This window comes from Streptomyces sp. NPDC021225 (genome assembly GCF_044332865.1).
Taxonomy (GTDB): domain Bacteria; phylum Actinomycetota; class Actinomycetes; order Streptomycetales; family Streptomycetaceae; genus Streptomyces.
Genome location: NZ_JBIRPV010000003.1, coordinates 1,001,272 through 1,026,160 on the forward strand (window position 1 = coordinate 1,001,272; position 24,889 = coordinate 1,026,160).

1 protein-coding gene (cut by a window edge) is annotated in these 24,889 nt (G+C 72.7%); it reads left to right on the forward strand.

Annotated features, from left to right (window positions below):
• Window positions 1–24,889: the 5' portion of a lonely Cys domain-containing protein gene (locus tag ACH4S9_RS18095; protein ID WP_398372847.1), read on the forward strand. It continues 36,692 nt past the right edge of the window; only the first 24,889 of its 61,581 coding nucleotides appear in the window; its start codon is at window positions 1–3; the stop codon falls past the right edge of the window.

Here is a 24,889-nt window from a genome sequence, read left to right on the forward strand (position 1 = left end):
GTGGAGGAGATCACCTACACCCCCGAGGAGGCGATGTGGATCCAGATCCTCATCGGTGAAAAGCCGATCCACGCCAAGGCGAACCTGGCGTGGGAGAGCCAAGACCAGTTCCCCGATCTCGCCGACAACCTGGTCGCGTTCGTGGACAGTGTCCGGGACGCCATCGCGGATGTCGCCCGCGCGTTTCCGAAGCCCGTCGGGGACGCGCTCACCAAGGCCATGGAGCCGCTGACCGGCTCCGGCGGATCGAACGGCATCGGGGACCTGCTCAACCGTCTCCGGATGGACCTGCCCAACGAGCGGGGCCAGCAGTCGATGAAGATCCAGCAGGCGCATTGGGAGATCATCGCCGAGATCACGATGATGCTCATCGAGTTGGCCGCGCTCGCGGCGATGTCCTTCTTCACCGGCGGGGCGTCACTGTCCATGGCAGCACTGGTGAGGGCGCGGCATGCGCTCGCCATCCTCATGGCGATGCAGCGCCTGCTCAACTTCTTCCCCATCGCGGGGGCCCTGCTGGAGGCGGTCCAGGAGATGATCCAGGCCCTCGCGGTCAACCTGGCGCAGCTCACCATCCCTCCCCCGAACCGCAGGCCGGACGGCATCGACGGGAAGAACGTCTGGGAGAGTGGCTTCTACGGCTTCGTGACCGGTCTCTTCATCGACGTCTTCCAGGGCGCGGCGAAATACTTCAAGAAGGGCATTTCGGACTTCTTCAAGAAGAATTTCGACAAGGACATCTTCGGTAAGTGGGACAGAGACTTCGGGAACACGTTCAAGGACATCGACTTCAACTCACCGGATCTTGATCGCATCTTCAAGAACCCCGGCGGGTTCAAGCCCGACCCGATCAAGAACATGGCCTACGACTTCCCGGCGGCGTTCGTCTCCCACGGTCTGGGCGAGGGCTTCGCCGAGGTGGTCGTCACGGGGCTGCTCCAGGGCAACTGGGCGTTCAAGTGGGAGACGTTCGTCTTCTCCGGTACCAGCGCCATGGCGGACATGGGCGCGGAAATGGCGCTGGGGTCCGGCGCCGGCTGGCTGCACGGCAAGGTATTCCCCAACGGGAACATCTTCACCGACTTCATCAACAAGAGCTATGCGATAGCTGATCTCCCGGACGGGGCGGGGAGCGATTCCCCAGCCGATTCCGGCTCCGACCCCGGCTCCGACTACGGCTCCGATTCCCGCTCCGGCGCGGGCCCGGACCTCCCGAAGTCCTCCCTCCCCATCACAACGTCCGCAGACATCCCCACCCACGGGGACAACAGCTCGTCGTACCGGGACAACTACTCCATGTACGAGGGCATCAGCTCGTTGTACGAGGACAACAGCTCGCTGTACGGCGACAACAGCTCGTTCACGCCCGGGTACCGCGACTCCGACACCTACTCCGTGGACTCGTACGGCTCCTCCAACTCCTCGGCCGGCTCCGTCTTCGACGACACCGCGTCCATCAACTCCGCCAGTTCCTCCGACTCCATCGGTTCGGACATCCCGGAGTACAACTCCTCATCGGCGCTGAACGGCGGGGGCTCCTCGTCGTCGTATGTGCCCCACGCGAACTTCCCGGCCGGCAAGGGGTTCCAGACCACCTCGCAGAGCCCGCCGCTGAACCTGCCCGGCTCCGCCGGGAGCAACCTGCCGCCGACGGGCTCCTACTCCGCGGGGTCCGGTCTCACGACGCCCGAGGGCGTCGAGGACTTCAAGGGGAACAAGGAGTTCCAGACGGGCCCCGATGGCTCCCTGGCCACCTCGGGCTCGCCGAACACCTCGGATCTGCCGGGCACCTCGGGTCTGCCGAACTCGTCGAGCCTCCCGGCGCCGCCGGCGACGCGCACCCCCACGGTCTCGAACCCGGACGCGGAATTCGACGGGGCTTTCGGCGAGAACGGCGAATCCACCCCCACGGGCCAGAACACCCCCGTAGGCCAGAACGGCCCCGCAGGCCAGAACGCGGGAGCGGTCCCGCCCCCCGTCTCCCACAGCGGCGGGCAGACCCCGGCCACCACTCCGCACACGCCGTCGGCTCAGCAGCCTTCCGGCACCCCTCAGCCGGGCCAGGCGCCCCGCGCCGAGCAGCAGCAATCGCGTCCGGACACGGAGACGTCCGGCGGCCCGTTGGACGACTCCGCCATCGACGCGGACACCGACACCGACACCCGGCCCGACACGGACCCCGCCGACCGGGGCAAGGCGCCGGCCACCCCGGCGCCCCCGGACCAGGAGGAGATCGACCGCGCCCGGCGGGACTACGAGGACGCGCTGGACTCCTTCCGCTCCGCCGCGACCGACGTGGACACCATCGGCGAGCGGCTGGACACGGGTGTCGGCACCAGCGCAGACACCGCCGCGCACCAGGACGCCGGGCACCGGGCCGAGCAGGCGCGGGGGCAGATGCTCGACGCGGCGGCGCGGCTGCGGGGCCTCGGCATCGACCCGCACGGCGACCCGTACGCCCCGGGCCAGGAGGGCACCACGGGCCAGGGCGCCGAGGGCGACGCGTGGTCGCGGCAGGGGCAGGTGCCAGACGTCCATCGCGACGACGCGCAGCGCCAGTGGATCGCCCGGCAGGTCATCCCGGACGACCTGCCGGAGAACCCGCCGCTGCTGGACCCGGACGACCACGTGGCCACCGCCGAGCTGAACGCCGCGGGCGTCACGCCAGGCCCCAAGCAACAGACCGCCGCGGCCCTCGGCATGGACCGGTTCCCGGTGCGCGACATCGACCTGGCCCCGGTGGACCACGTCAAGCTCCAGATGGTGCGGTCCGATCCCTGGCCCGCCCCGCTCGACGAAACCGCGGCCAACGCCACCCGGCGTATCTGGCAGTCGGCGTACGCGGACTTCGCGGGCGCGATACCGGACGACGGACCGGAGCGGTTGGCCGCCGGCCGCGCCTGGGACAAGGCGGTCTCCCTGGTGCTGCCGCTGGAGCTGCACCCGGTGCTCGCGGACTCGCGGCACGCCGGGCGCGACTTCCGCGACGCGGTGCGCCAGGTCGCCGAGCACCTGCTGACGCACGGCCCCGATGCGCCGTCGGGCGTCGCCCTGGCCGACACCCTCCGCGCGGGGCTGGGGTTGCGGCAGCGTCTGCGCGGCGCCCCCACGAAGTCCTCTGGCCCGTCCGCCCCGCCGCCGCCCGCGCCCCGCGTTCCCACCACCTCCAGCACGGTGGCGCCGACTCCCGAACCCGGCCCGGTGGCCCCGGCGCCGTTGTCGTCGGTGCCCACCGCGTCCGGCCCCGCCGATCCCTCCGGTCCGTCGGACGATGAGTCCGCGGCGGTGGGTGACGCGCGCCCGGACGAGGAACCGACCGACCGGAGTGCCGCTGAGGCGGTCGGGCCGTTGCCGGCGCCGCCGGCTCCGGGGGAGGGGCCGTCACGTGTGTCGCATGTGCCGCAGGTGTTGCGTCTGGCGTTCGGGGCGCAGGTGGCGCAGGACCCGCGGTACGGGGTGATGATGCGCGGGCTGGCCGCGCTGGAGCTGGCGCGCAGGGGGGATGCGCGGTTCGGCACCGGGGGCCTCGATCTGGAGCGGATCGCGCGGGGGATCCTGCACCTGGGTTCTTCGGAGCCGATGACGCGTGGGCGGTATTTCGAGGCGTTGTCGGTGGCGGCGACCGCGTACCGGGACGGGCGTGCGGAGAGTCTGGCCGCGGTGGCGGCGTATTGGTTGCACAAGAAGGCGGGGGTGTTGGGTGATGCGAGTGCGCTGACCGGTCCTGACGACTGGTTCCAGGGGTGGAACTTCACCGGGCAGGCTCTGGACCTGCTGCTGGACTACGTGGGGCGGCAGGATCCTGACGGTCTGAAGTTGTCGCCGTTCCCGGGGCAGGGCCCGCCGTACGTGCTGGTGGTGGAGCCCGGTTCCGAGGAGGGCCTGGTCGTGCTGCGCGACGGGCAGGGCAACTCGACCGAGGTGCCGTACGAGGAACTGGCGGAGCTGGTGGCGCACGACCCCCGGCGGCCGGCGGGCGCTCCGGTGGTGCTGCTGATGCCGGAGGCGGGCGCGGGCATGAGGGCGTTGCCCAGGCTGATGGCCGCTCGGCTCGGGGAGCGGGTGTGGTCCACGTACGGCGGTCTCCGGTTCGAGCCGGTGGGCGACGGCACGTCCAGGCGGCGCGTGGTGCTCGCGTCGGTGAATCCGGGGTCGGCGCCCGTGGGGGCGTGGGTGCCGAGCGATCCGGGTCAGCTTCCGGACGGTCCGTGGGAGGTGACGGCGGCGGACGGTTCGACGTTCCCGGACAGCGACGTGGAGATGTTCGCGCTGCCCACGTCCGACGGGCAGCGGCTGACCGGACTGGCGTTGCTGAACGCCAGGGATATGGCCGCCGGTGAGAGTGATCTGCGGAACGTGTCGCGGATTCGGCACTACGGCGACCAGTTCGAGTACGAGGGGATCAGTACTACGGGTCCCCTCCTGCCTCTGCCGAGGGGCCTGACCGACGCGATCGTCGTGGTGGGGGACGGCGAGGCGGGGCTGCCCCGGAAGAGCACGGGGCGGAGCCACATGGTGACGAGCGGGGAACTGTCCGCGTTCCTGTGGCGCCAGATTGCCGCGTCCGTCCCGGCGCATTGGCCGGTGTGGCTGGTGGGGCGTGGGCTGGCGACGCTGCCGGAGGGCGCCGACCGGCTGGAGTACGTGCCGGCCGCGCAGGAGGTGGCGACCAGGCTGGGGCGGACGGCGCTTGCCCCGGAAGGCAAGCAGATTGTGAGGGGAGACGCGGATACGCCGTATCTGGCCAACGTGTACGACACGGACAATCCGAAGTCCGGGTACCGGGAGTTCCCTCCGGAGCCGTGGCCGCCCGCGTTGTCGATGTGGGCGGACGTGGCGGGACTGCCGTGGGACGTGCCGGACCGGGAGGAGCGGGTGCGGCGGTGGGTGCGGGCGCTGCGGGAGGTTCACGGCTTCGATATCGACACCAATCCCAGGCTGGCCGGGGAGTTCCAGCGGCTGCTCCTGGGTTTCGGGGCGCTGGAGCGGCAGTCGCTGGCGCAGGGTCTGGGGCCGTTGACGTGGGCGGGGCTCGAACAGACCGCGGGGGAGTACGCCGGGCAGTTGGGCTGGGACCCGACGCTGAGCCCGTATCTGCTGGGCCAGTTGCTGGAGGCGTACCGGGCGGCGGAGGCCCTCGATGCCGGGGAGCCCCCCCAGCCCGGTGCCGAGAGCGAGGACATGTCCGGTGTGCTGGGGGTGGGGCCCCAGGACGTGTCCCGTGTGCTGGGGCGGGGGCACCAGGATGGTGAGGTGGCGTTCGGCCCGGTGCGGGAGGACGAGTCGCGTCTGCTGGGGATGTCGGCGGAGGACCGGTTCCGGGAGTTGTCGCTGCTGTCGCCCGACGAGCGGCGGAAGCTGGCGTCGGATCCGGTGTGGGTGGACGAGTTGCGGCGGGCTCTGCCCGGTGTGGAGTTCGCTGAGACAGCGGCCCAGTTGATGGTCGTGGTGCAGGACGGCCCGGGTGAGCCGATGGCGGATCAGCCGGTGTCGGCGGGGCGGGTCGCGCGGGCGCGGGCCGCGCGGATGCTGGTCAATCCGAAGATGGCGGTCGCGCTGCTGAAGGGCGGTGTGCGGGTTCTGGTGGTGCCCAGGGACGTGGCGATGACCCGGCTGCGCCGGTTCCGGGGTTATGCGGGGAAGTCTGACTGGGACACCTGGCGGGGCGTCATGGACGGACGTGCCGTGGCGGTGCCGGAGGAGAATCTTCTCGGTGAGGCCACGAGTGTGCCGGATGCGAAAAATCATACGGATGGTTACGGCACGCCCGATCACGAGTTCGCGCACGCGCTCCATGTGCACGCGCTGGGTGATTCCGACCGGAAGGCCATCAAGAATGCCTATCAGGCCAAGCTGAACCCGCGGCGGGGCATCGATCCGTCTGATGTGGAGTGGCCGGACGGGATTCGGCGGGACCTGGATGGCGATCCGGTCGACAACTATTCCTCGGAGAACGAGTACGAGTATTTCGCGCAGGCGGTGAACGCGTACCTGGGGGTCAACGCGGGGACGGACATGAACACCGGTCGGCCGCGGAACAACGGGGCGGCCTGGGTGCGGGAGCACGAGCCGGCCCTGCTGCCGATTATGAGGCGGCTGTTCGGCCACTACGAGAATCTGCTTGACGATGCTGAGCGGAAGGTCGTCCAGGACGCCTATCGGGCCAAGCTGAATCCGCCGCGGGGCTTCGATCCGCTCCATGTGCGGTGGCCGGACGGGATTCGGCGGGACCTGGCTGGTGTGCCGACCGACAACTATTCCTCCACGGGCGAGTCCGCGTATTTCGCGCAGGCGGTGAACGCGTATCTGGGGCTGAACGCGGGGACGGACGGCTACACCGGCCGGTCGCGGAACAACGGGGCGGCCTGGATACGGAGGCACGAGCCGGCCCTGCTGCCGATTCTGGAGCGGCTGTTCGGTCGGGATCCGCAGGGCCCGGGTCCGGCGAACCCGAGGGAGGAAACGCGGGCGGAGAACGACCTGTGGGAGACCTTCCGCGCCTTCTGGGACGAGGTGGAGGGGGTGTACCGGCCGCAGCCGCACGCCCTGGCCCCGGCGGGACGGATGGCTTCGGTGCCACCGGTGGCACCGCCGGCCCAGGACACCGCCACCACCCCGGCGCCCGGGCGGCGTTCGGGTTCCCCTGAGGATGTCGGGCCGTTGCCCGCGCCGCCGGCTCCGGGGGAGGGGCCGTCGCGTCCGCGGCGGGGGTGGTCGGGTCTGCCGCAGGTGTTGCGTGAGGTGTTCGGGGCGCGGGTGGCGGAGGACCCGCGGTACGAGGTGATGGTGCGCGGGCTGGAGGTGCTGGAGGCGGCGCGCGGGGGGCGTTCGCGGTTCGGCACCGGAGATCTGGAGCGGATCGCGCGGGAGGTTCTGCGCCTGGGTCCTTCGGATTCGATGACGCGTGGGCGGTATTTCGAGGCGCTGTCGGTGGTGGCCGCCGCGCACCGGGACGGGCGCGCGGGGAGTCTGGCCGCGGTAGCGGCGTACCGGCTGCAAGGGACGGGGGTGCTGGGGGATGCGAGTGCGCTGGTCGGCCCGGACGGCCGGTTCCTGGGGCGGAACTTCACCGGGCAGCTTCCGGATCTGCTGCTGGACTATGTGGGGCGGCAGGGGCCTGGCGGTCTGAGCTGGACACTGCCCCCGTGGCAGGGTTCGCCGTACGTGGTGGTGGTGGAGCCCGGTGGCGAGGCGGGCATGGTCGTGGTGCGCGACGGGCAGGGCAACCCGTCCGAGGTGACATACGTGGAACTGGCCGAGCTGGTGAAGTATGACCCCCGGCGGCCGGCGGGCGCTCCGGTGGTGCTGCTGATGCCGGAGGCGGGCGCGGGCATGAGGCGGCTACCCCGGCTGATGGCCGACTGGATCGGCGGGCGGGTGTGGTCCACGTACGGCGGTCTCCGGCGGGAGCCGGTGGGCGACGGCACGTCCAGGCAGCGCGTGGTGCTCACGGCTACGAATCCGGGGTCGACGCCCGTGGGGGTGTGGGTGCCGAGCGATCCGGGTCAGCTTCTGGACGGTCCGTGGGAGGTGACGACGCCGGACGGTTCGAGGTTCCTGGACACCGACGTGCATACGTTCGCGTTGCCCACGTCGGACGGGCAGCGGCTGATCGGGGTCGCGTTGCTGAACCCCGGGGAGATGGCGGAACGCGAGGAGCAGCTGCGGAATTTGTCGCAGATCCAGCACTACGTCGATGTGCCGGCGCTCGGCGGGCCCCGCACCCGTGCCGTGCATCGCCTGCCGCGGGGGCTGACCGACGCGTTCGTCATGGTGGGGCACAGCTACAACGGCCTGGCGGCGTTCCCCCGGGCGAGCACGGGGCAGAACAATGTGGTGTGGAGCGGGGTGCTGACCCGCTTCCTCCAACGCCAGATGGCGACGATGTCCGTTCCGGCGGACTGGCCGGTGTGGCTGGTGGGGTGTGCGCTGGGGAAGCTGCCGGCGGGCGCCGACCGGCTGGCGTACGTGTCGGGCGCGCAGGTCGTGGGGACCGGGCTCGGGCGGACGGTGTTCAGCTCGGACGCGCACCTGGACGTGTTCGGGAACATGAATCCGCCGTCTCTGGCCAAGGCGGATGATCCGGACAACCCGATGTTCCGGTGGCAGGAGCTCCCGCCGGAGCCGGGGCCGGCCGCCTTGTCGGCGTGGGCGGACGTGGCGGGGCTGCCGCGGGACGTGGCGGACCGGGCGACGCGGGTGCAGCGGTGGGTGCGGGCGATACGGCAGATCCACGGCGTCGACATCGACACCAATCCCGCGCTGGCCGAGGAGTTCCAGCGGCTGCTTCAGGGTTTCGGGGCGCTGGAGCGGCAGGCGCTGGCGCGCAGTATGGGGCCGTTGACGTGGGCGGAGCTGGAGCGGGTCGCGGCGGGCTATGCCGGGCAGACGGGCTGGGACCCGACGCTGAGCCCGAATCTGCTGGGCCAGTTGCTGGAGGCGTACCGGGCCGCGGAGCAGCTGGGGCACGCGGCTCCGCCGGCTCCGGGTTCGGCGGCTTCGGCTCCGCCGGCTCCGAGTTCGCCGGCTCCGGCTCCGCCGGCTTCGGGTCCGCAGGGGTTGCCCCTGCCCGGTGCCGCGGGCCGGGGCCTGCCGCGCGAGGTGGTGTTCGGCGGGGTGTCGGCCGGCCCGGTGGGGCAGTTCGGGTCGCGTCTGCTGGGGATGTCGGCGGAGGACCGGTTCCGGGAGTTGTCGCTGCTGTCGCCTGATAAGCGGCAGAAGTTGATGGTTGATCCGGTGCTGGTGGACGCGTTGCGGCGGGGTCTGCCCGCGGCGGAGTTCGCCGAGACGGCGGCGCAGTTGATGGTGGTGGTGCAGCCCGGGATGGATCGGCCGGTGTGGCCGTTCCGGCCGGAGACGGTGGAGGACTTGGCGCGGAAGCGCATCGCACGCATGGTGGTCGACCCGGGGGCGGCGGCCGCGCTGCTGAAGAGTGATGTGCGGGTCGTGGTGGTGCCCAAGGACGTGGCGGTGACCGCGCTGGGCCCGTTCCGGCATCTCACGGGGGTGCAGGTCGCCCCGAACGACTGGCGTATCTGGGACAACGTGCGGGGCGCGGGCGGTACGCGTGACACGGCGGTGACGGAGGAGAACCTCGTGGGTGAGGCCACGAGTGTGCCGGGTGCGAGCCTTTTTGAGGACGGTTACTCCACGTCCGATCACGAGCTCGCGCACACGCTCCACGAGAAGGCGCTTGATGATTTTGACCGGAAGGTCATCAAGATGGCCTATGAGGCCAAGCTGAATCCGCCGCCGGGCGTCGATCCCTTCGATGTGGAGTGGCCGGACGGGATACGGCGGGACCTGAATGGTGTACCGGCCGAAAACTATTCCTCGACGAACGAGTTCGAGTATTTCGCTCAGGCTGTCTGCGCGTATCTGGGGGTGAACGCGGGGACGGACGCGTACACCGGGCGGCCGCGGAACAACGGGGCGGCCTGGGTGCGGGAGCACGAGCCGGCGCTGCTGCCGATTCTGGAGCGGCTGTTCGGCCGGGATCCGCAGGATCCGGGTCCCGCGAATCCGGTGGAGTACACGCGGGAGGAGCGGCTGTGGGAGGGGTTCCGCGCCTTCTGGGACCAGGTGGAGGGGGTGTACCGGCCGCAGCCGCACGCTCTGGCCCCGGTGGCACCGATGGCCCAGGTGGTCCACCAGCGCACCGCCACCGCCCCGGCACCCGGCGGCGAGTTGCCGGACCTGGAGCCGGACGCGGAGTCCGGCACCAGCGACACCGACATGTCCAGCGACACGTCCAGCGAGGGGGGCGTGCCGCTGCCCCCGCCCCCCGCCCCGGCGCAGGACGTCGAGGACCTGTGGTCGCTGCACCTGTTCTTCGGGACCGGCGCCATGGACCACCACTCGTTCGACACACTCATGGCCGCGGCCGGGGCGCTGCGGCGGCTCGCCCTGGCGGGCGCGGAGCGGCCGGGCACGTCCCCGGACCCGCTCAACAGGATCCACGGCCTGGCCCGGCGGGTCCTGAACCTCGGTGCCGACGGCGAGGTGGACGTCGAGCACCTCCGCCGCCTCGGCTCGCTGGCCCTCGCTGTCCCCTCGGATCAGCTGACCAGTGAGGCGGTCCTCGCGTCGCGCCGGGCGGACATGGACACCGCGCTGGGCAGCGAAAGCGACGCGGATGGCGACAGGAACAGCGACGCGGACATCGAGGACCCCGCTCCCCGCGACGGGATCGACGCGCGCCGGGCCAGGCCGCTGACGACCAGGGACTACACCGTCGTGGACAACCGCGGCGACGGCGTGCTGTTCCGCAGGCCCGGGGAGACCCGGGGGGACTGGCGCACGCCCCGCGCGTTCGACCGGCGAGCGGATCCCCCGGAGTTCGCGGTGTCGGTGCAGGACCACGCCGAGATCCTCGCCACCGAGCGGCCCGCCCTGCGGATCTCCGCCGACCGTACGCTCGCCGTGGAGGACGGCGCGCTGGGACAGCAGGTCTTCGCGACGGCCGAGGCCGTCGCCCGCTCCTCGGTCAAACTGGCGCGCGCGGGCAGCGGGGTACGGCTGGAGACCGACGAGAACCTGAGCATCATCCTCCCCACCCCCGACGGGGGAAGCAGGCAACTGTTCCGGGTCACCCCCGTGTTCATGACCCGCACCGGGGAGTCCGGGGAGTCCACCAAGGAGGTGTGCCGGGACTTCGCCGACCAGGTGTCCGGTGGTCACCCCACATCGCATCTGGTCCTCTCGGATCCCCGGAGCGGTGAGGTGGCCACCGCTCCGGTCGATGCCTCCGACGGCGGGGAGACCACCGGGACCCACTACCTCGCCGAAGCCCTGGCACGGGTGGCGGACGGCGAGACCCCGCCGGACGCGGTGCGTCCGGAGTGGGCGGCCGGCCTGCTGCGCCGGGACGACCGGCCCATTGGCGGGTACGACGGTCCGCTGCCCGGTCAGTCGTACGGCAGCGCGCTGAGTCTTGCCGAGCCCGCGGACCCGCGACGGGATGCCCTGTCGGACGCCGGACGGCGTATCGGGGTCAACGAGCACGCCTGGGCCGATGTCGGCGACGGGTATGTGGTGCAGTCCATCGCCGCGCCCGGGGCAGACGGCCGGCCGAGCCTGGAGCACAACCACGCCAAACCCGGCGAACAGCCCGGCGGCGGCCGTTTCGGCTACCACTTCCTGAGCGTGGTCCTCGCCAGCGAGGACGGCACCCACCAGATCTCTCTGGAGAACCGCGCACGGAGGTCGGCGCGGGCGGACCGGCGCCGCGCGGCCATCGGGGCGAACCTCAACAGCCTGGGTCCTGACAAGCTGCGGGAGACGGCGGCGGAACTGCGCCAGGAGATCGAGCGGCAGGAGGCCGCCGGTATCGACGAGTACCTCGCCGAGGTGCGCGACTACCGTGATCTGACGCTGGCCCTGATCGGGGCGGAGCAGGCCCAGGAAGCGGTGAGCGCGGCGCCCGAGGGCTCTGAGGAGCGCGCGCGTGCGGAGCTGGCGCTGGAAGTCGCCATCAACAGGGCGGCGTTCTGGCTCGGGAAGGTCGAACCGGTCATCCCCGGCGAGCGCCAGTGGTACATGCGGATGTACGCACAGCGTCCCGGCGAGTCCGTGCATGACGTCTACGCGGGCCTGTTGAGCGAGGCCCCCTCGCGGATGGTCAACCCGATCACCGGCGTGGTGCTCCGCGGCCACGAAACAGACCCGGTGCCCATCACCTTCGCCAGTGGGGTCACGGAGGCGCCCGCCGACGCCGCCAACATCGTCAGGTACCCGGCGAGCGTGGCGGCAAGGGCCGGGGTGTGGAACACCGATCACCAACTGCCGCTGCCGAGACTGGAGATCACCTACGAGAGGGGCGGCCGCGGGTCCGTCAAGGCCGGGAAGGCGCGCGCCGCGGCGATCGAGGCGTTGTACAGGAGCCATCTGGACGCGGAGTTGGAGCGGCTCCAGGAGGGTTCGCCGGGACAGCGCATCACCGCCGACGACTTCACCGTCGAGGTCGTCGAGCACCGGGGCGGCCGGTCCGGTACCGGACCGGGCCTGGACACGCTGACCCTCACGCTCGACGACCGGCGCGGCGGCCCGCGCCAGGTGGCCACCCGCGGCCCCGGCCGCCCGGGCATGAGCGCTGCGGACGCCGTCCCCCCGGCCCCGGCTCCGGCCCCCGCCCCGGCCCTGGTTCCGGACGGCGACCGGCCCGGGTCCACGTCCGTTCTCACCGGCCCGTCGACGGACAGCCTGCGCGCGATCCGCCCGTACGACCGGGAGTCGGGCGGCCTCGACCGGCCGTCGGAGGCCGACGAGCGGCGGCTGCACGACGTCTTCCCGGTCGATCTCGACGGCGCGTACCAGCGCTTCCCCGACCCGCGCGGCGCCCACTTCGGGCTGGCCGCGCCCGTCCGCAAGCTGAACCGCAGGCTCCCCTACAACACCCTGTTCACCGACGCCGGCGGCGCACCGTGGGTGCGGCGCCTCAACGGCGGCTGGGCCGACCCGGCGCGCCAGCTCAACTGCCTCGACGTGGCCCGCTCGGCACTGGTGTCCTGGTTCGGCCGACCCACCGCGGCCGCGCCCGTCCAGGCCCCGGGGCCCGGACGCAGGCTTGAGGTCGAGCGGGACAGCATGCAGCGGACCGCGCGCTGGCTGGGCACCGGATGGCGGTTCCACGCCGAGGACCCGGGCACCAGCGCCCACACGGCCACCGCGAACGCCGTCCGCGCCGTCGAGCGGCGGCTCGGCCGGGGCGACGCCGAGCGCCACGGCTCGGCGGCGATCCTCCGCTTCCAGCGGCCGAACGGCACCGTCCACGCGGTCAACGCCTTCAACCACGAGGGCCGCATCGACTGGGTCGACGGCCAGTACGGGCGCGTGAGCGACCGCCCCCTTTACGAGGGCCACAACTTCCTGTCGATCGAGTTCGGCCCCGACGGCCGGCCCATCGACCCGGTGCCACTCTCCGACGGTCCCGGCCATCAGACGACCGTGCGCACGCCCCGCGGCCCGGAGCGCCTGCCGCTGCCCGGCGCGCTCACGGCGCCGTCCTCCCCGGCGTCCACCCCGGAAGTGACCCCGCCGTCCACCCCGCCGTCCACCCCGGCAGTCGCCCCGACGGCCGCCGGGCGGGCCGGGCCCTCCACCGCCCGCCCGCCCCGGCAGTCCGAGCTGTTCCTCGACACGCCGTCGCCCCACAAGTCGGCCGTCGAGGGAGACCGGCCCGCCGTACGCCGCCGCTCCGCGACGATGCCCGCCCCCCGTAACACGATGACCTTCTCCGCCGACCAGAGCCCGTCGCACGTCAAGGCGGACCGGGACGCCGGGAGATGGCGGAACCCCCTGCGGCGGATCGACACCTTCGGGGTCTTCGGGCGCCCCGGCTCCGCCGCGTCCCCGACGAGGGACTCGGCGCCCTCCCCGCGCCCCGGGAGCGACCAGGCCCGCGAGGGTTTCGAGCGCGTGAGCTCCGGATCCTCCCTCTCCGGCTCTTCCAGCCAACGGGCCGGGCTGGCCCATGTCCAGCAGCCGACCCCGCCGTTCCCCGGGGCACAGATCGACGACGAGCTGATGGACCGCCGCCCGCCGCGGGTGGACCGCGCCCTGCTGCCCCCTCCGGTCGTCCAGCGGGTCAGCAACTTCGCCGACGACAGCCGCATGCCCGCGTACGTCGACGGCCTGCTGCCGTTCTCCACCGACGGCACACCGGAGGAGGCCGAGGACGCGCTGCTCGCCTTCGGCCAGGGCCACCCCTACCTGCGCGGCCCCGACACCGCCGCGCGGGCCGTCACCGACCTGCTGCGCGGCGAGGACGAGGAGACCCGGCCCGTCGACACCAAGGAGCCGCGCCACCCGGCGCGCTCCGGCGACATCGACGTGGGCGTCGAGCACCGGCTGCTGCGGGCCATGCGGGAACAGCCGCGCACCTTCGCCGGCGACGGCCGGGAGTTCACCTACCGCGCCGAGTCCGGGCGGCTGCGCACGCTGCGCGTACGGATCCGCAACTACGGCGCCTGGGAGAGGTTCGCCGACAGCACCGGGCCGACCAAGATCGACAACCAGTACCGCGCCAAGACCACCGTCGGCGGCAGCAAGGTCCTCAGCACCACCCGGCAGATCGGCCCGGCCGTGCCGATCGGCCCGCTGCCGTTCGCCTTCGCCGCCTTCGGCCGGCTGGGGATGCGGTTCGCCCGCTCCCACGACACCGCCTACACCATGCAGGACGACGTGGTGAGCCAGGGAGAGACCAAGGCCGACGACCACTCACACGTCCACATCGACGACGTGTACTACGAGGTGACCGTCACCGACGCCCTGCCCCCGCGCCCCGCCAAGGAGGGCGTCCTCGGCACCCGGTGGCGCGCCAGGCCCGCCAGGACCAGCGCCCCGGACTTCACCTCCGGCGTGCCCCTGCGCGACGGGCTCGGTCTGCGACTGGCGGACACCCTCACCGAAACGCAGGAGACGGTCCGCACCCCGCAGCGGATGCAATTGGGCCCCGAGTCCGACTACCGGGTCGTCACCACCGTGGGCTACGGGCCCGTGGAGGAGATCCGGGACTGGGCGGTCAACCGGGTCGGCGCCGAACCGGGCACCACCGCCCACGACGAACTGTCCGCGTTCTTCTCCACCGGCAACTTCGACCAGATGGCGGAGCGGCTCTCCCGATCCGTGGTGCCGGGCAAGCCGCTGTTCGCCGACGACAAGAAGCGCACCCCACTGGGCGCGTTCGTCATCCCGCGGGTCGTGCCGGGGAGGGCCGTCCTGGCCAACGAGAGCGACAAGGCCAAGCTGGCCCAGACCGGGCAGCTGACGAAGCAGAACACCCGCAAGCAGACGAGGGCGCACACCCTGGAGTTCTTCGGCGTCGTGGGGCCGACGTTCAACCTGCCGGTGGTGGACGTGCTGAACCTGATCCCCGGCTTCATGGAGAAGATCAAGCCGCGCTTGCAGTTCGGCCCGGGCGGACGCCGGGGACACACCCGCGGGCGGTACCTGACGGTCGGCGGATCCGGCGCGGTCAAGTCCGCCATCCAGACCACGAAGACCGCCACCGATCTGTACCGGGTCGAGAAGACCGTGTACGTGCTGAAGACCGGGGACGCCGAGCCGACCGCGTTCCGCACCTGGAGCCTGGACTGGATGACGCACCGGGAGGCGCGCCGCCTGGCCGGCCTGGACGACGGCACCACCCTCGCCAAGCGCGACGGCCGGGAGCCGTACGCCCCGGCCTATCTGACCGAGGACCACCCGCCGACCCTCGGCATGAGCCGGGTGGTGCAGTTCCTGTACCCCGACGGCCGGTACACCGACCGTACCGCGTCGGGCGACAGCCCCGCGGACACCCGGCTGGCCACGATCACCCGGCAGGTGGTGGCGGCCCTCGCCCGCGAGTTCCCCGGGATGATCGCCCCGCTCGAAGACCTCGGTGACCCCGACGACAGCAGGTGGCGCAACCACGCGCACTACCAGATGGTGCTGCACAACGTTCTGACGGTGTACAACGCGCTGTCCTCCCACCACGCCATGGAGGGAAACCTGGACGCGATGAGAACCACCGGCCTGCGCGTCCCCCTGCAGGACCCGGGCCGGTTCACCCGCGGCCACCGCTACATCCGGCTCTACGCCGACATGACCGGCCGCCGCTTCGAGGGCACCATCGACAACCTGCTGACGCGCAGCTCCCCCGGCGTCACCAACGCCGACGGCGGACGGTACGGAGCGCGGAGCACGGAGGCCACGTTCGAGGCCCTGTTCTCGACCATCGACGCCGGCGCCACCGACGAGCGCGGCGCCCCCGCGCACTCCGTCACCGCACAGTTCGGCTACCGGGGGAACTGGCAGGAACGGGCGGAGACCCCCTTCGGCTCCACCGCGTCCGCCGAACCGTCGGCGGACACCACCGAACCCGCGCACCTCTACAGCTACGACCTGTCCATCACGGTGAGCACGGGCGGCTACTGGCGGTTCCGCAGCCTGCTGCGCGGCATCACCTCGCTCGGCCTGCTGGGCACCCAGCTGTTCGTCTTCCGCGCCCCGCGCCGCGGCCTGGTCCCCCCCATACGCGCCAAGGTGCTGCTGGCCGTCCCCGCCGAGCACAGCCCGGACACCGACCCGCACGCCCCGGGCGCGGCCAACCCCTACCGGGGCCCCGACCGGGTCACCCAGGGCACCCTGTCCGTCCGCGAGACCAGGGACCTGGTGGACCGCGCGCCCACCGCCCCCGTCCACCCCCAGGAGCCGGGGCCGCTGGACGGGCAGCCGCACCAGACCGTCTCCGTCCTGGCGCCGCCGCACGGCGAGGGCATCATGGACGCCGTCCTGGAGGAGGCGTCCCAGGGGCGGTGGCACCTGACCTACGAGGGGGCGCCCGCGCACGACGCCGCGGTCCGCACGCACCAGCCGCAGCTTCTGACGGCCAACTTCGACCAGACCGCGACACCGCTGGGGCTCCGCGCCACGGGCCTGTTCAGCAAGGGGCCGTACCTGGACTGGCTGGCGACGGTCGTCCACCGGATCCGGGTCACCGGGCTGCGCGCCCTGGGACGGCCCGAGCCGGTGAAGGCCTCGGTGACGGTCGGTGCAAGCACCGCGATGACCGGCACCCAGACCAAGTCCTCCAGCCATTCCGCCGGTGTCAGCTTCGTCTACGGCCAGTCCCACTCCGCGGGGCCGGGCCTCACCGGCAACTACGGGGCGGTCTGGCGCCCGTGGGTGCGCTCGGAGAGCGAGACGGAGACCGTCACCCGGACCGTCACCACCGACACCTCCTGGTCGAACTCCGACTACCAGGTGCTCACCGCGGGCGACGCCGAGCACCAGGTCGCGGCCTATGTACGCTCCATCGGTCTGCTGAAGCCGGTCGGCAGGCTCCTGCTGCAGAAGGGACGCCACCGGGCCGGACGGTGGCAGCGGATCACGGGCGGCTGGCTCGGCCACATCCCGGAGCGGACCGCCGCCGAGATGGGCCTGATCCGCGACGGCCTCGGCGCCGGGCCGATGTACGCGGACCGGACGTGGTCCCTGCCCGGCTGGCTGCGCCGCCACCCGTTCGCCCAGTACCCCGTCGACTCCCTGAACGTCACGGAAGCCCTGACCGCCTTCGACCAGAAGCTGGACGACCTCGGCCACGACCTCGACAGTGCCGGCCGGGAGGCGGTCCGCCGGCTGGTGTCGGGCCGCGTCGCGCGCGCACTGCGCCGGGAGATGACCGGAACCGGCTCCGCACTCCCCGCCAGGATCGGCGGCCCGGGGTGGAAGAAGGTCCGGATCGGCAAGCGGGACGTACGGGTACGGGCCCGGCTCATACCGGTCGAGGACGGGCAGGACTTCGACCGGCTGTGGCCCGGCGCCGAGCTGGGGGAGTCCCGTACGGCCGTGGAGACCCGTACCCGCGCGTTCGAGCAGGGCCGCGGCTCCGACGCGGGCACGACCATCACCGAGGGCGTGCGCACCGACAACCCGTCCGTGCCGACGGCGGGCCCGTCCCTCGCCGAGTTCGGCTCCAACCGCCAGATCATCTCCGGCTCCTCGGGCATCTCCCTCACCCGGTCGCGGAAGGCGACCACCAAGGGGCCGCACGCCCAGTTCACCACCCGCTACCGGCTGGAGCTCACCCTGGAGATCGGGCGCACCCGCGGGGACATGCCGCGCGACTCGGACGCCTCCCGGATCTCCCACGAGCAGGACGTCGGCACGCTGAAGGACATCATCCCGCTCAGCCTGCTGCGGCCCGACCCCGCCGACGACGGCCAACCCGGCGCCGCACCGGACCCGTTGCGCCCGCCGGAGCCGGTGGACGAGCCGCCCGCGGTGAACGTGCTGACGTCGGCCACCAGCCGTATCCCGTCCGAGGAGCTGTGGGACCGGGTGCGCGCCTGGCGCTCCGTCCCGCAACCCGACGGCGGCGAGGCGCCGTTCGAGATGCCGTCCAACGGCTTCGACGTCCGTGCCGTCATCGGCGCCGAGGGGGTCGAGGCGGCGGGGCTCCTCGCCCTGGCCAAGGCGTACGACAACCGGCTCGCCCAGGTGTCGGGGCAGCTGACCGGTGACGCGCTCGAAGAGGCCCTGCGCTGGGCCCGGCTGACCCCGCTCACCGCCGAGGGCACCGGCGCCGCGCAGGTGCTGGAGGACTCCTCCGGCAACGTGGCGCTCAGCACGTTCGCCGAGGACGCGACGGGGGACAGCGGCTACCACACCGCGGGTATCACGGAGAACAACATCCTGGACTCCGCGACCGGCAACCTCGCCCGCTACATGCGGCCGGACCTCAGTGGCGCCCAGCTGCTGACGGTGGCCGACGGCAGCGACATGGAAGCCGCGCAGCAGCACACCCACAACGACACCGCGAACACCAACTACGGCGGCGTCACGGACACCGCCATCGGCGGCTTCCCGCTGATCAAGACCCAGCCGCTCGGTACGGTCAACCTGGGTGTGAGCGGCACCGGCGCCAACGCGCAGGACTCCGACGGCCAGGCCATCACCAACGAGCAGGTGCACCAGACGAAGGTGAAGCCCACCACGGGCCGGATGTTCGCGTTCGCCATCCCCACCGCCTGGCTGACCGTCGCCGAGGTCGACCGGCAGCTCAAGGACAGCCCAACCGCCGCCTGGGTCCGTGAGCACCTGATGGGCCCGTTCGGCGGGGTCAAGCCGGGCATCCAGGCCGTGGAGACCCAGACCCAGATCATCGCCTGGGTACGCGAGGACATCGCACGCCAGCTCGGACTGATCACCGACGAGAACTTCCCCGAGCAGGTCGCCACGGCGTGGGACAAGGTCAGCGAGGCGGCGAAGGCCCTGACCGAGGCGGACCAGGAGTACTGGCGCCTGCGCCGGGACGTCCCCGACCTGGACAAGGCCGTGAACGAGGCCGAGGCGGAGTACGCCCGGGCCCGGCGGAACCGCTCCGCGGCCGAGCGCGCCGAGCGGGCCGCCAAGCGCAGCGCCCGCCACCACTACCGCGCCGCCGAGGCGGCCGCGGACGAGGCGGCGAGGGGGCCCGCGGCGGAGTTCCGCGAGGGGGTCCGGGACCGCCTCCTGGCCGCCGAGGAGGAGGCGGCGGCGAAGGCCCAGGCCGTCCGCGACGCCCTGTGGGCACAACTCCTGGAGACCACCGCCGGGCAGCCGGAGACCGGGCAGACGCAGCCGGAGGCCGAGCAGACCGAGGAGCGGTGGACCGCCGCGGACCAGCGGCTCGCCGAGGCCCGCGAGGAGCAGGCCGCCGCCGACCGCCTCGTTGCCCGCATCCGGCAGGACGAGCGGGACTGGCTCGTCACCGAGGCGCGGCGGGTGCACGACGAGGTCACCGGCGGGGCGGCCCGGCGCGTGGTGAGCGCTGACGACGCCGTCCAGGCCGCCCACCACACCCTGCGCACGGCCGAGCGCGCCCGGGACACCCGGCTGGCGGAGCTGGCCAAGCAGCGCACGACCGCCGAGACCGCCGCCGACACCCTGCACCGTCTGCACGGCGAGACCATCCGGCTGACCCGCTGGCACCAACTGCCCGACGACCCGCGCAGCGGCGAGGAGGGCGCGGTCCGCACCCGCGCCGGGGTGCCCGAACCCCGGCTCACGAGCGGAGAGCTGACCGGCGGAGAGCTGACGGGCCGGACAGGGACCGCAGTCCTGGAGACGGTCACCGAGGAATCCGAGGAATCCCCGGTCTACACCCCCGCCACCGTCCTTGATGACGGCTCGCCCGCCCTGACCTCGCCCGAGGGCACCACCCACCCGCTGCGCGACGTGCCCGAGGACGGCAAGTCCTTCTACCACGCGTTCATCGCCGCCCACGGCGGGATCACCGACGACGCCGACACCCTCCGCGGCCGGTTCGCCGAAGCACTGGCCGCCCTCCCCGACGACTCCCCGCTGCTTGCCTACCTAGCCCCGGACGAGAAGGACACCTTCAGCGCAGCCGAGGTCGAGGCCGCCGGGCTCGACCTGGGCACCGACACCCCCGAGCGCCGCGAGTTCGACGCCTTCGGCGTGATCCCGCACTCCGCCGGGGACCAGCCCACCCCCGACCGGCGCCACCAGCCGCTGACCCCGGCCCAGCGCCGCGGCCTGGCGGCCGCGCAACTGCGCCGCCTGGCCGCCCACGTCGACAAGCAGACCTGGGACAACGCCGCCGCCGACCTCCTGCCCGCGCTCGCGGCCCGGATCCACGACACCGTCGTCCGCGTCGTCCGCGAGGACGGCAGCTTCCTCGACTACGCCCCGGACCCCGAACCCCTGCCCGACGACGCCCCCGGCGTCGTACTCCACCTCGCCGACGAGCGCTTCCGCGCCGTACTGCCGGACGAGGTGGAAGCGGGACCGGCCGCCCCCGCCCCGGCCACCCCCGACGAGCCCCCGGCGGACGACGCGCTGCCCGCCCACGCCCACCGCCCGTGGACCTGGGAGGGCCTGACCGACGACGAGTCCGAGCCGGAGCCCAAGTACGACGCGGCATCGGACCTCAACCGGCTGACGGACCCCGACGGTTACGCGCACCGGCTCGTCGTGCCACCCGGCGACGGAAACCGCTTCTACGCCGCCCTGGCCATGGCCATGAACGCGGCCGGGCTGCGCCTCCCCGACGGCGGCGAGTACCAACCCGACCACCTGTCCTGGTCGGCCTACCTGCCGCTGCCCAGCACGGCGCGGCTCGACCCGCGGGCGACCTTCCGCGCCGAGGAGCTGGCGGGGGCCGGGATCGAGGGAGCCGGGATCGCGCTGACGGACGCCCAGCGGCGCGAGTTCGAGCGCGGCGGCGGCCGGCTGCCCCTGCTGCCTCTGCCGCTGACCCGGCGGCAGGAGGAAGGCCTCATCAGGGCCCAGCTGTTCGCGGCCCGGCGGTGGAACCGCCCCACCGCCCTGCTCGCGGCGGAACTCCTCGCCCGCCACGCGGACCTCCACCTGACCCTGGTGCACGAGAACGGCACGATCGACACCTTCGGGGTGGCGCTCGGTGAGAACGCCAGGAACGCCGTGACGGTGTACGAGCGCGGCGACGAGTACCTCGCCGCGCTGCCCGAGGGCGACCGCAACCCCGGCGCCCCGCGCAACCACCGCACCACCAGGCCCCCGCAGCCGCCCCGCAGGAACACGCCCCCGGCGATCGTGGTCCTCGCGCCGGACGGGCCGGAGGGCGCGAAGGGCGAGCCGAAGGCGCCGCCGGCCGACGACGCCCTCGGCCCCCGGAACGAGATCCCTCCCGTCCAGGACACCGCTGCCCCGCCTGCCCGGTCCGTCGAGTCCGCAGAGCCCGCAGAGCCCGCGGCAGTGCCGACGCCGGACGGCCCCCCGGCGTCGGCCGAGGACCCGGCCCGCGACGACAACCTCTACGACAGCGACTCGTACGACGGCGATCCGTACGCCGCCGCCCTTGCCGAGTTCGACGCCCTGTCCCGCCTGCACGGCCTGTCCGGCCTGTACGCCGCACACGGTCCTGACACCGCACGGGAGGTCCTGCGCAGGCTGGACACCCTGCGGGCGAAGGTCCCGGAACTGGCCGACGGGCCGCTGGACCTGGACGCGCTCACCCGTCACGTGCTGGACCCGGACGGGTACGGGCCCGTGACCGCCGACGAGCGCGCCGAGCTGTTCCGCCTGGCACTGGACGCGGCGGACAACACGCCCAGCCTCGCGGTGCTGGCCGGGCTCCACCTCGCGCGCCAGGGCGTCTTGGGCGTCTGGGACCACGGCGGCGACGCCGACGCCTTCGCCGCCCGCGTCCTGCATCTGGACCGCCCCGACCCCGAGCGCCGCGGGGAGCTGTACCGGCTGGTGAACCGGGCACGGGACGCCGGCCGCGACATCGGCAGCACCGTGGAGCTGGGCGCGTTCCATCTGGAACGCGAAGGGATGCTGGGCTCGCACACCCTCCTGCGGGACACCGGGGACCGGGCGTTCGGCCGTCACCTGGACGGACCGGGCAGGGACGGACTGGACTTCGACCCGAGCCGGGTCACCCTGGTCCGGCACCGGCCCGACGGCACGATCGACCACGCCTCCTTGGGCTCCGCGCCCGCGCCCTGGCACCGGCCCGGCGGCCCGGCGCCCTGGGTGATCCGGGCGCGCGGCGACCTCGGCTCGGACCTGCTGTCCGGAGTGGTGCCGGCGGAGGACGCCGCCGCCCTGCTCTCCCACGACCCCCAGGTGCGCGCGCTGCCGCCGGGCGCCGAGATCGTCTGGCTGCTCCCGGACGCGGATCCCGCCGAGGCAGGGGACGCCGTTGACGGCCTTCTCCTCGCGACCAGCCTCGCGACGGGCCACCTGGCGCGGACCGCGTACGGCGAGGCCGACATCTACCAGGACCGGGACACCGGCAGGCTCACCCTCGCCCTGGGGCGGGGCGCGGCGGGTCGGCCGCACACGGCCGAAGACTGGGTCTCCATCGCGCCGGTCACGCACCCCGCCCCGGCGCCCGCGCCCCGGGTGTGGAGCCGCGCGGAACTGACGGTCCTTGTGGATGGCATGGCGGAGGGGCTGCCGCCCGGGGGTGTGTCGGAGCGGCGGTGTCTGGAGCTGTTGGGCGCGTTGCGGGATGAGTTGCATCCGGACGTGTTGCTTCCGTCGGGTGTGCGGGCCGGGGGTGTGGTGGATGAGTCGGTGCTGGACCAGGGCCCGCGCTCCCGTCTGGTGCGGGGTCCTGGGTGGGGTCGGGTGGGGTCGTGGGGTGCGGTGGAGGAGGCGCTGGAGAAGGCGCGGCTCGCGGGGCCGGGTTCGGTGGCGTTGGTGTTGGCGCGGCGGCCGGGGTCGGTGTCGTTGGAGCGGGGGCGGCGGCCGGAGGACGGGCTGGGGCATGCGTTCGCGGCGTATCACACGGCGGATGGTGTGGTGTGGGTGGATCCGTCGAAGCCCGAGGGGAGCCGGGTGTCGGATGTTCCGCCGAAGGTGGGGCTGTTGTTTGACGCGCGGGCGGTGGTGGTGGGCCCGTCCGGGCGGGTGGTGGTGGACGCGCTGCAACCGTTCGCGGAGTCGTCGTCGGTGGCGCACGCGATGCTGGACGGGGCGGTGCGTGATGAGTACGGGGCCAGTGGCCCTGAGATCGAGTACCGCTATCCGCTCGCTATCGCCCCCCTCCCCGCTGAACTTATGCGGAGGCTCAACATCCCCGTCTCGGAGGCCACGGGCAGGCCCGATCTCACGAAGGTGGTGCTGGCGTACGGCCCCGGGATCAAGATCGTCGTCGACAAGGCCCCCCTGTGGCGCCACCCCGACTTCCCGATGCCCTTTGACATGGCGGCCCAAGTGCCCCCGCAGAGCGTACGGGGCTCTGGCGCCATCACGGAGGTCGTCGGTGATCCGGCGGCCTTGGTCCCGGGTGAGCGGTGGCAGTCGCTGGAGGAGGCGAGGGCCCGGCGGAGGCTGGTGCGTGACCGGCTGGCGCGGTTGGGCACGATCGAGCGGGGCGGGCGGCCGAGGCCGCTGGTGGAGCTTCTGGGTGATCTTCCCGGGTGGGAGATCACCGAGGTCGGCCGGGCGACCACGATCTATCCCCTTGCCCCGGGCCACAACGGCCGCTCCTACGCGCAGTTCTCCCTGGGTACCCCCGCGGTGGGCCTCAGGATGCTCCATGACCACGCCCTGGATCGGGCATGGCCCAGAGAACTGCTCCTTCTGACCACGACGGGGAGGGACTTCGGGCGGCGGGTCGCCGGGGAGCTGGCGAGCAGGATCACTGGCCGTGGTGAGGTGCCGGTGGAGCTGGTCGCGTTCTTGTCGGCCATTCCGGATGTGGACGAGGTCTGGGGGTACGCGTGGCGGGCGTTCACCCACGTCGCTGCCAGGCCGCTCACCGTCACGCAACCGCAACTGCTCAAGAACTGGCTGGCGGTGGCGTCGCGGCACGCGTTCGACAGTGACCGGCGGGCTCTGCGGCCTGGTACGCGGGGCTTCCTTGAAGAGCATCATGACGGGCTCAGCGCGGTCGCCCACGACATGCTGAAGGTCGAAATGGAGCGCCATTTCCGGCTCTTCAGCCCGGGCGGAGTCGTTTCGGACGGGTTCTTCGACTTCGTGGTCCGCGATCCCGGGGAGACCCGCGATGTGCCGTCCCCGCGCGAGCAGCTGACCGCCGCGCTGACGGGGCGTACGTCCCAGGGGAGGCGGATCGGCTCGCACGAGTCGGTCGGCATGGACGAGTTCCCGGCCCTGGACACCAGCGGCGGCCGGCTGCTGGTCGCGCTGATGGTGGACGAGTTGCGGGGGTACGGGTTCGACGACAGGACCATGACCGAGGAGCAGATCGAGCAGGCAGACGCCGAGTTGGCGGAACTCGGCAGGGCGATGTACGAGCGGGCGGTGGCGGCCTCGGTTCCGCTGTCTCCCGACGTGCTGAGCCGGTCGGTGGAGCGGATTCTGGACGATCCGGTGGTCCGGGGGTTCGCCCCGTTCATGTCCCTGCTCGTCGGCGGCGTCCCGCAGGTGGAGGGCCCGAACCAGCGCGTGCTGACCATGGCGAACGGGATGGTCGTGGCCGGCGCCCTGGGCCGTTATGCCCTGGGACACATCCGGTTGTCCCCGGACAGTCCGGTGTATCGGCTGGCGGCCGAGGCGGTGGAGAAGGTGGCCGTTCTCCTGAAGACCGGGACCGTGCCTGTCGGGGAGCGTGCGCGCGTCGACGAAGCCGTCATGAGCGCGGAGATGGCGTTGACGGCCGTCCGCGAGTTGCCGGCACCGGCCGTGATCGAGTGGCCGGCGGAGATCGAGGCGCTGGACGGGACCCGGGTTCCGGTGGATCAGGTGTCGCAGGTGCAGCACCGGAACGCCTCGGATGTGCAGGTGGGGGTGGAGCTGCGGGGGGATGGAGCAGCCGGATCGTGGCGGCGTCGGCAGGGGTCCTACGGTCTGCTGCCGGAGGTGGATCACTTTACGGAGGTGCGGTGGGATCCGGAGGAGGGCAACGGACACCGGGCATCGGCGGTGGTGGCGGAGGGCCCGCGGA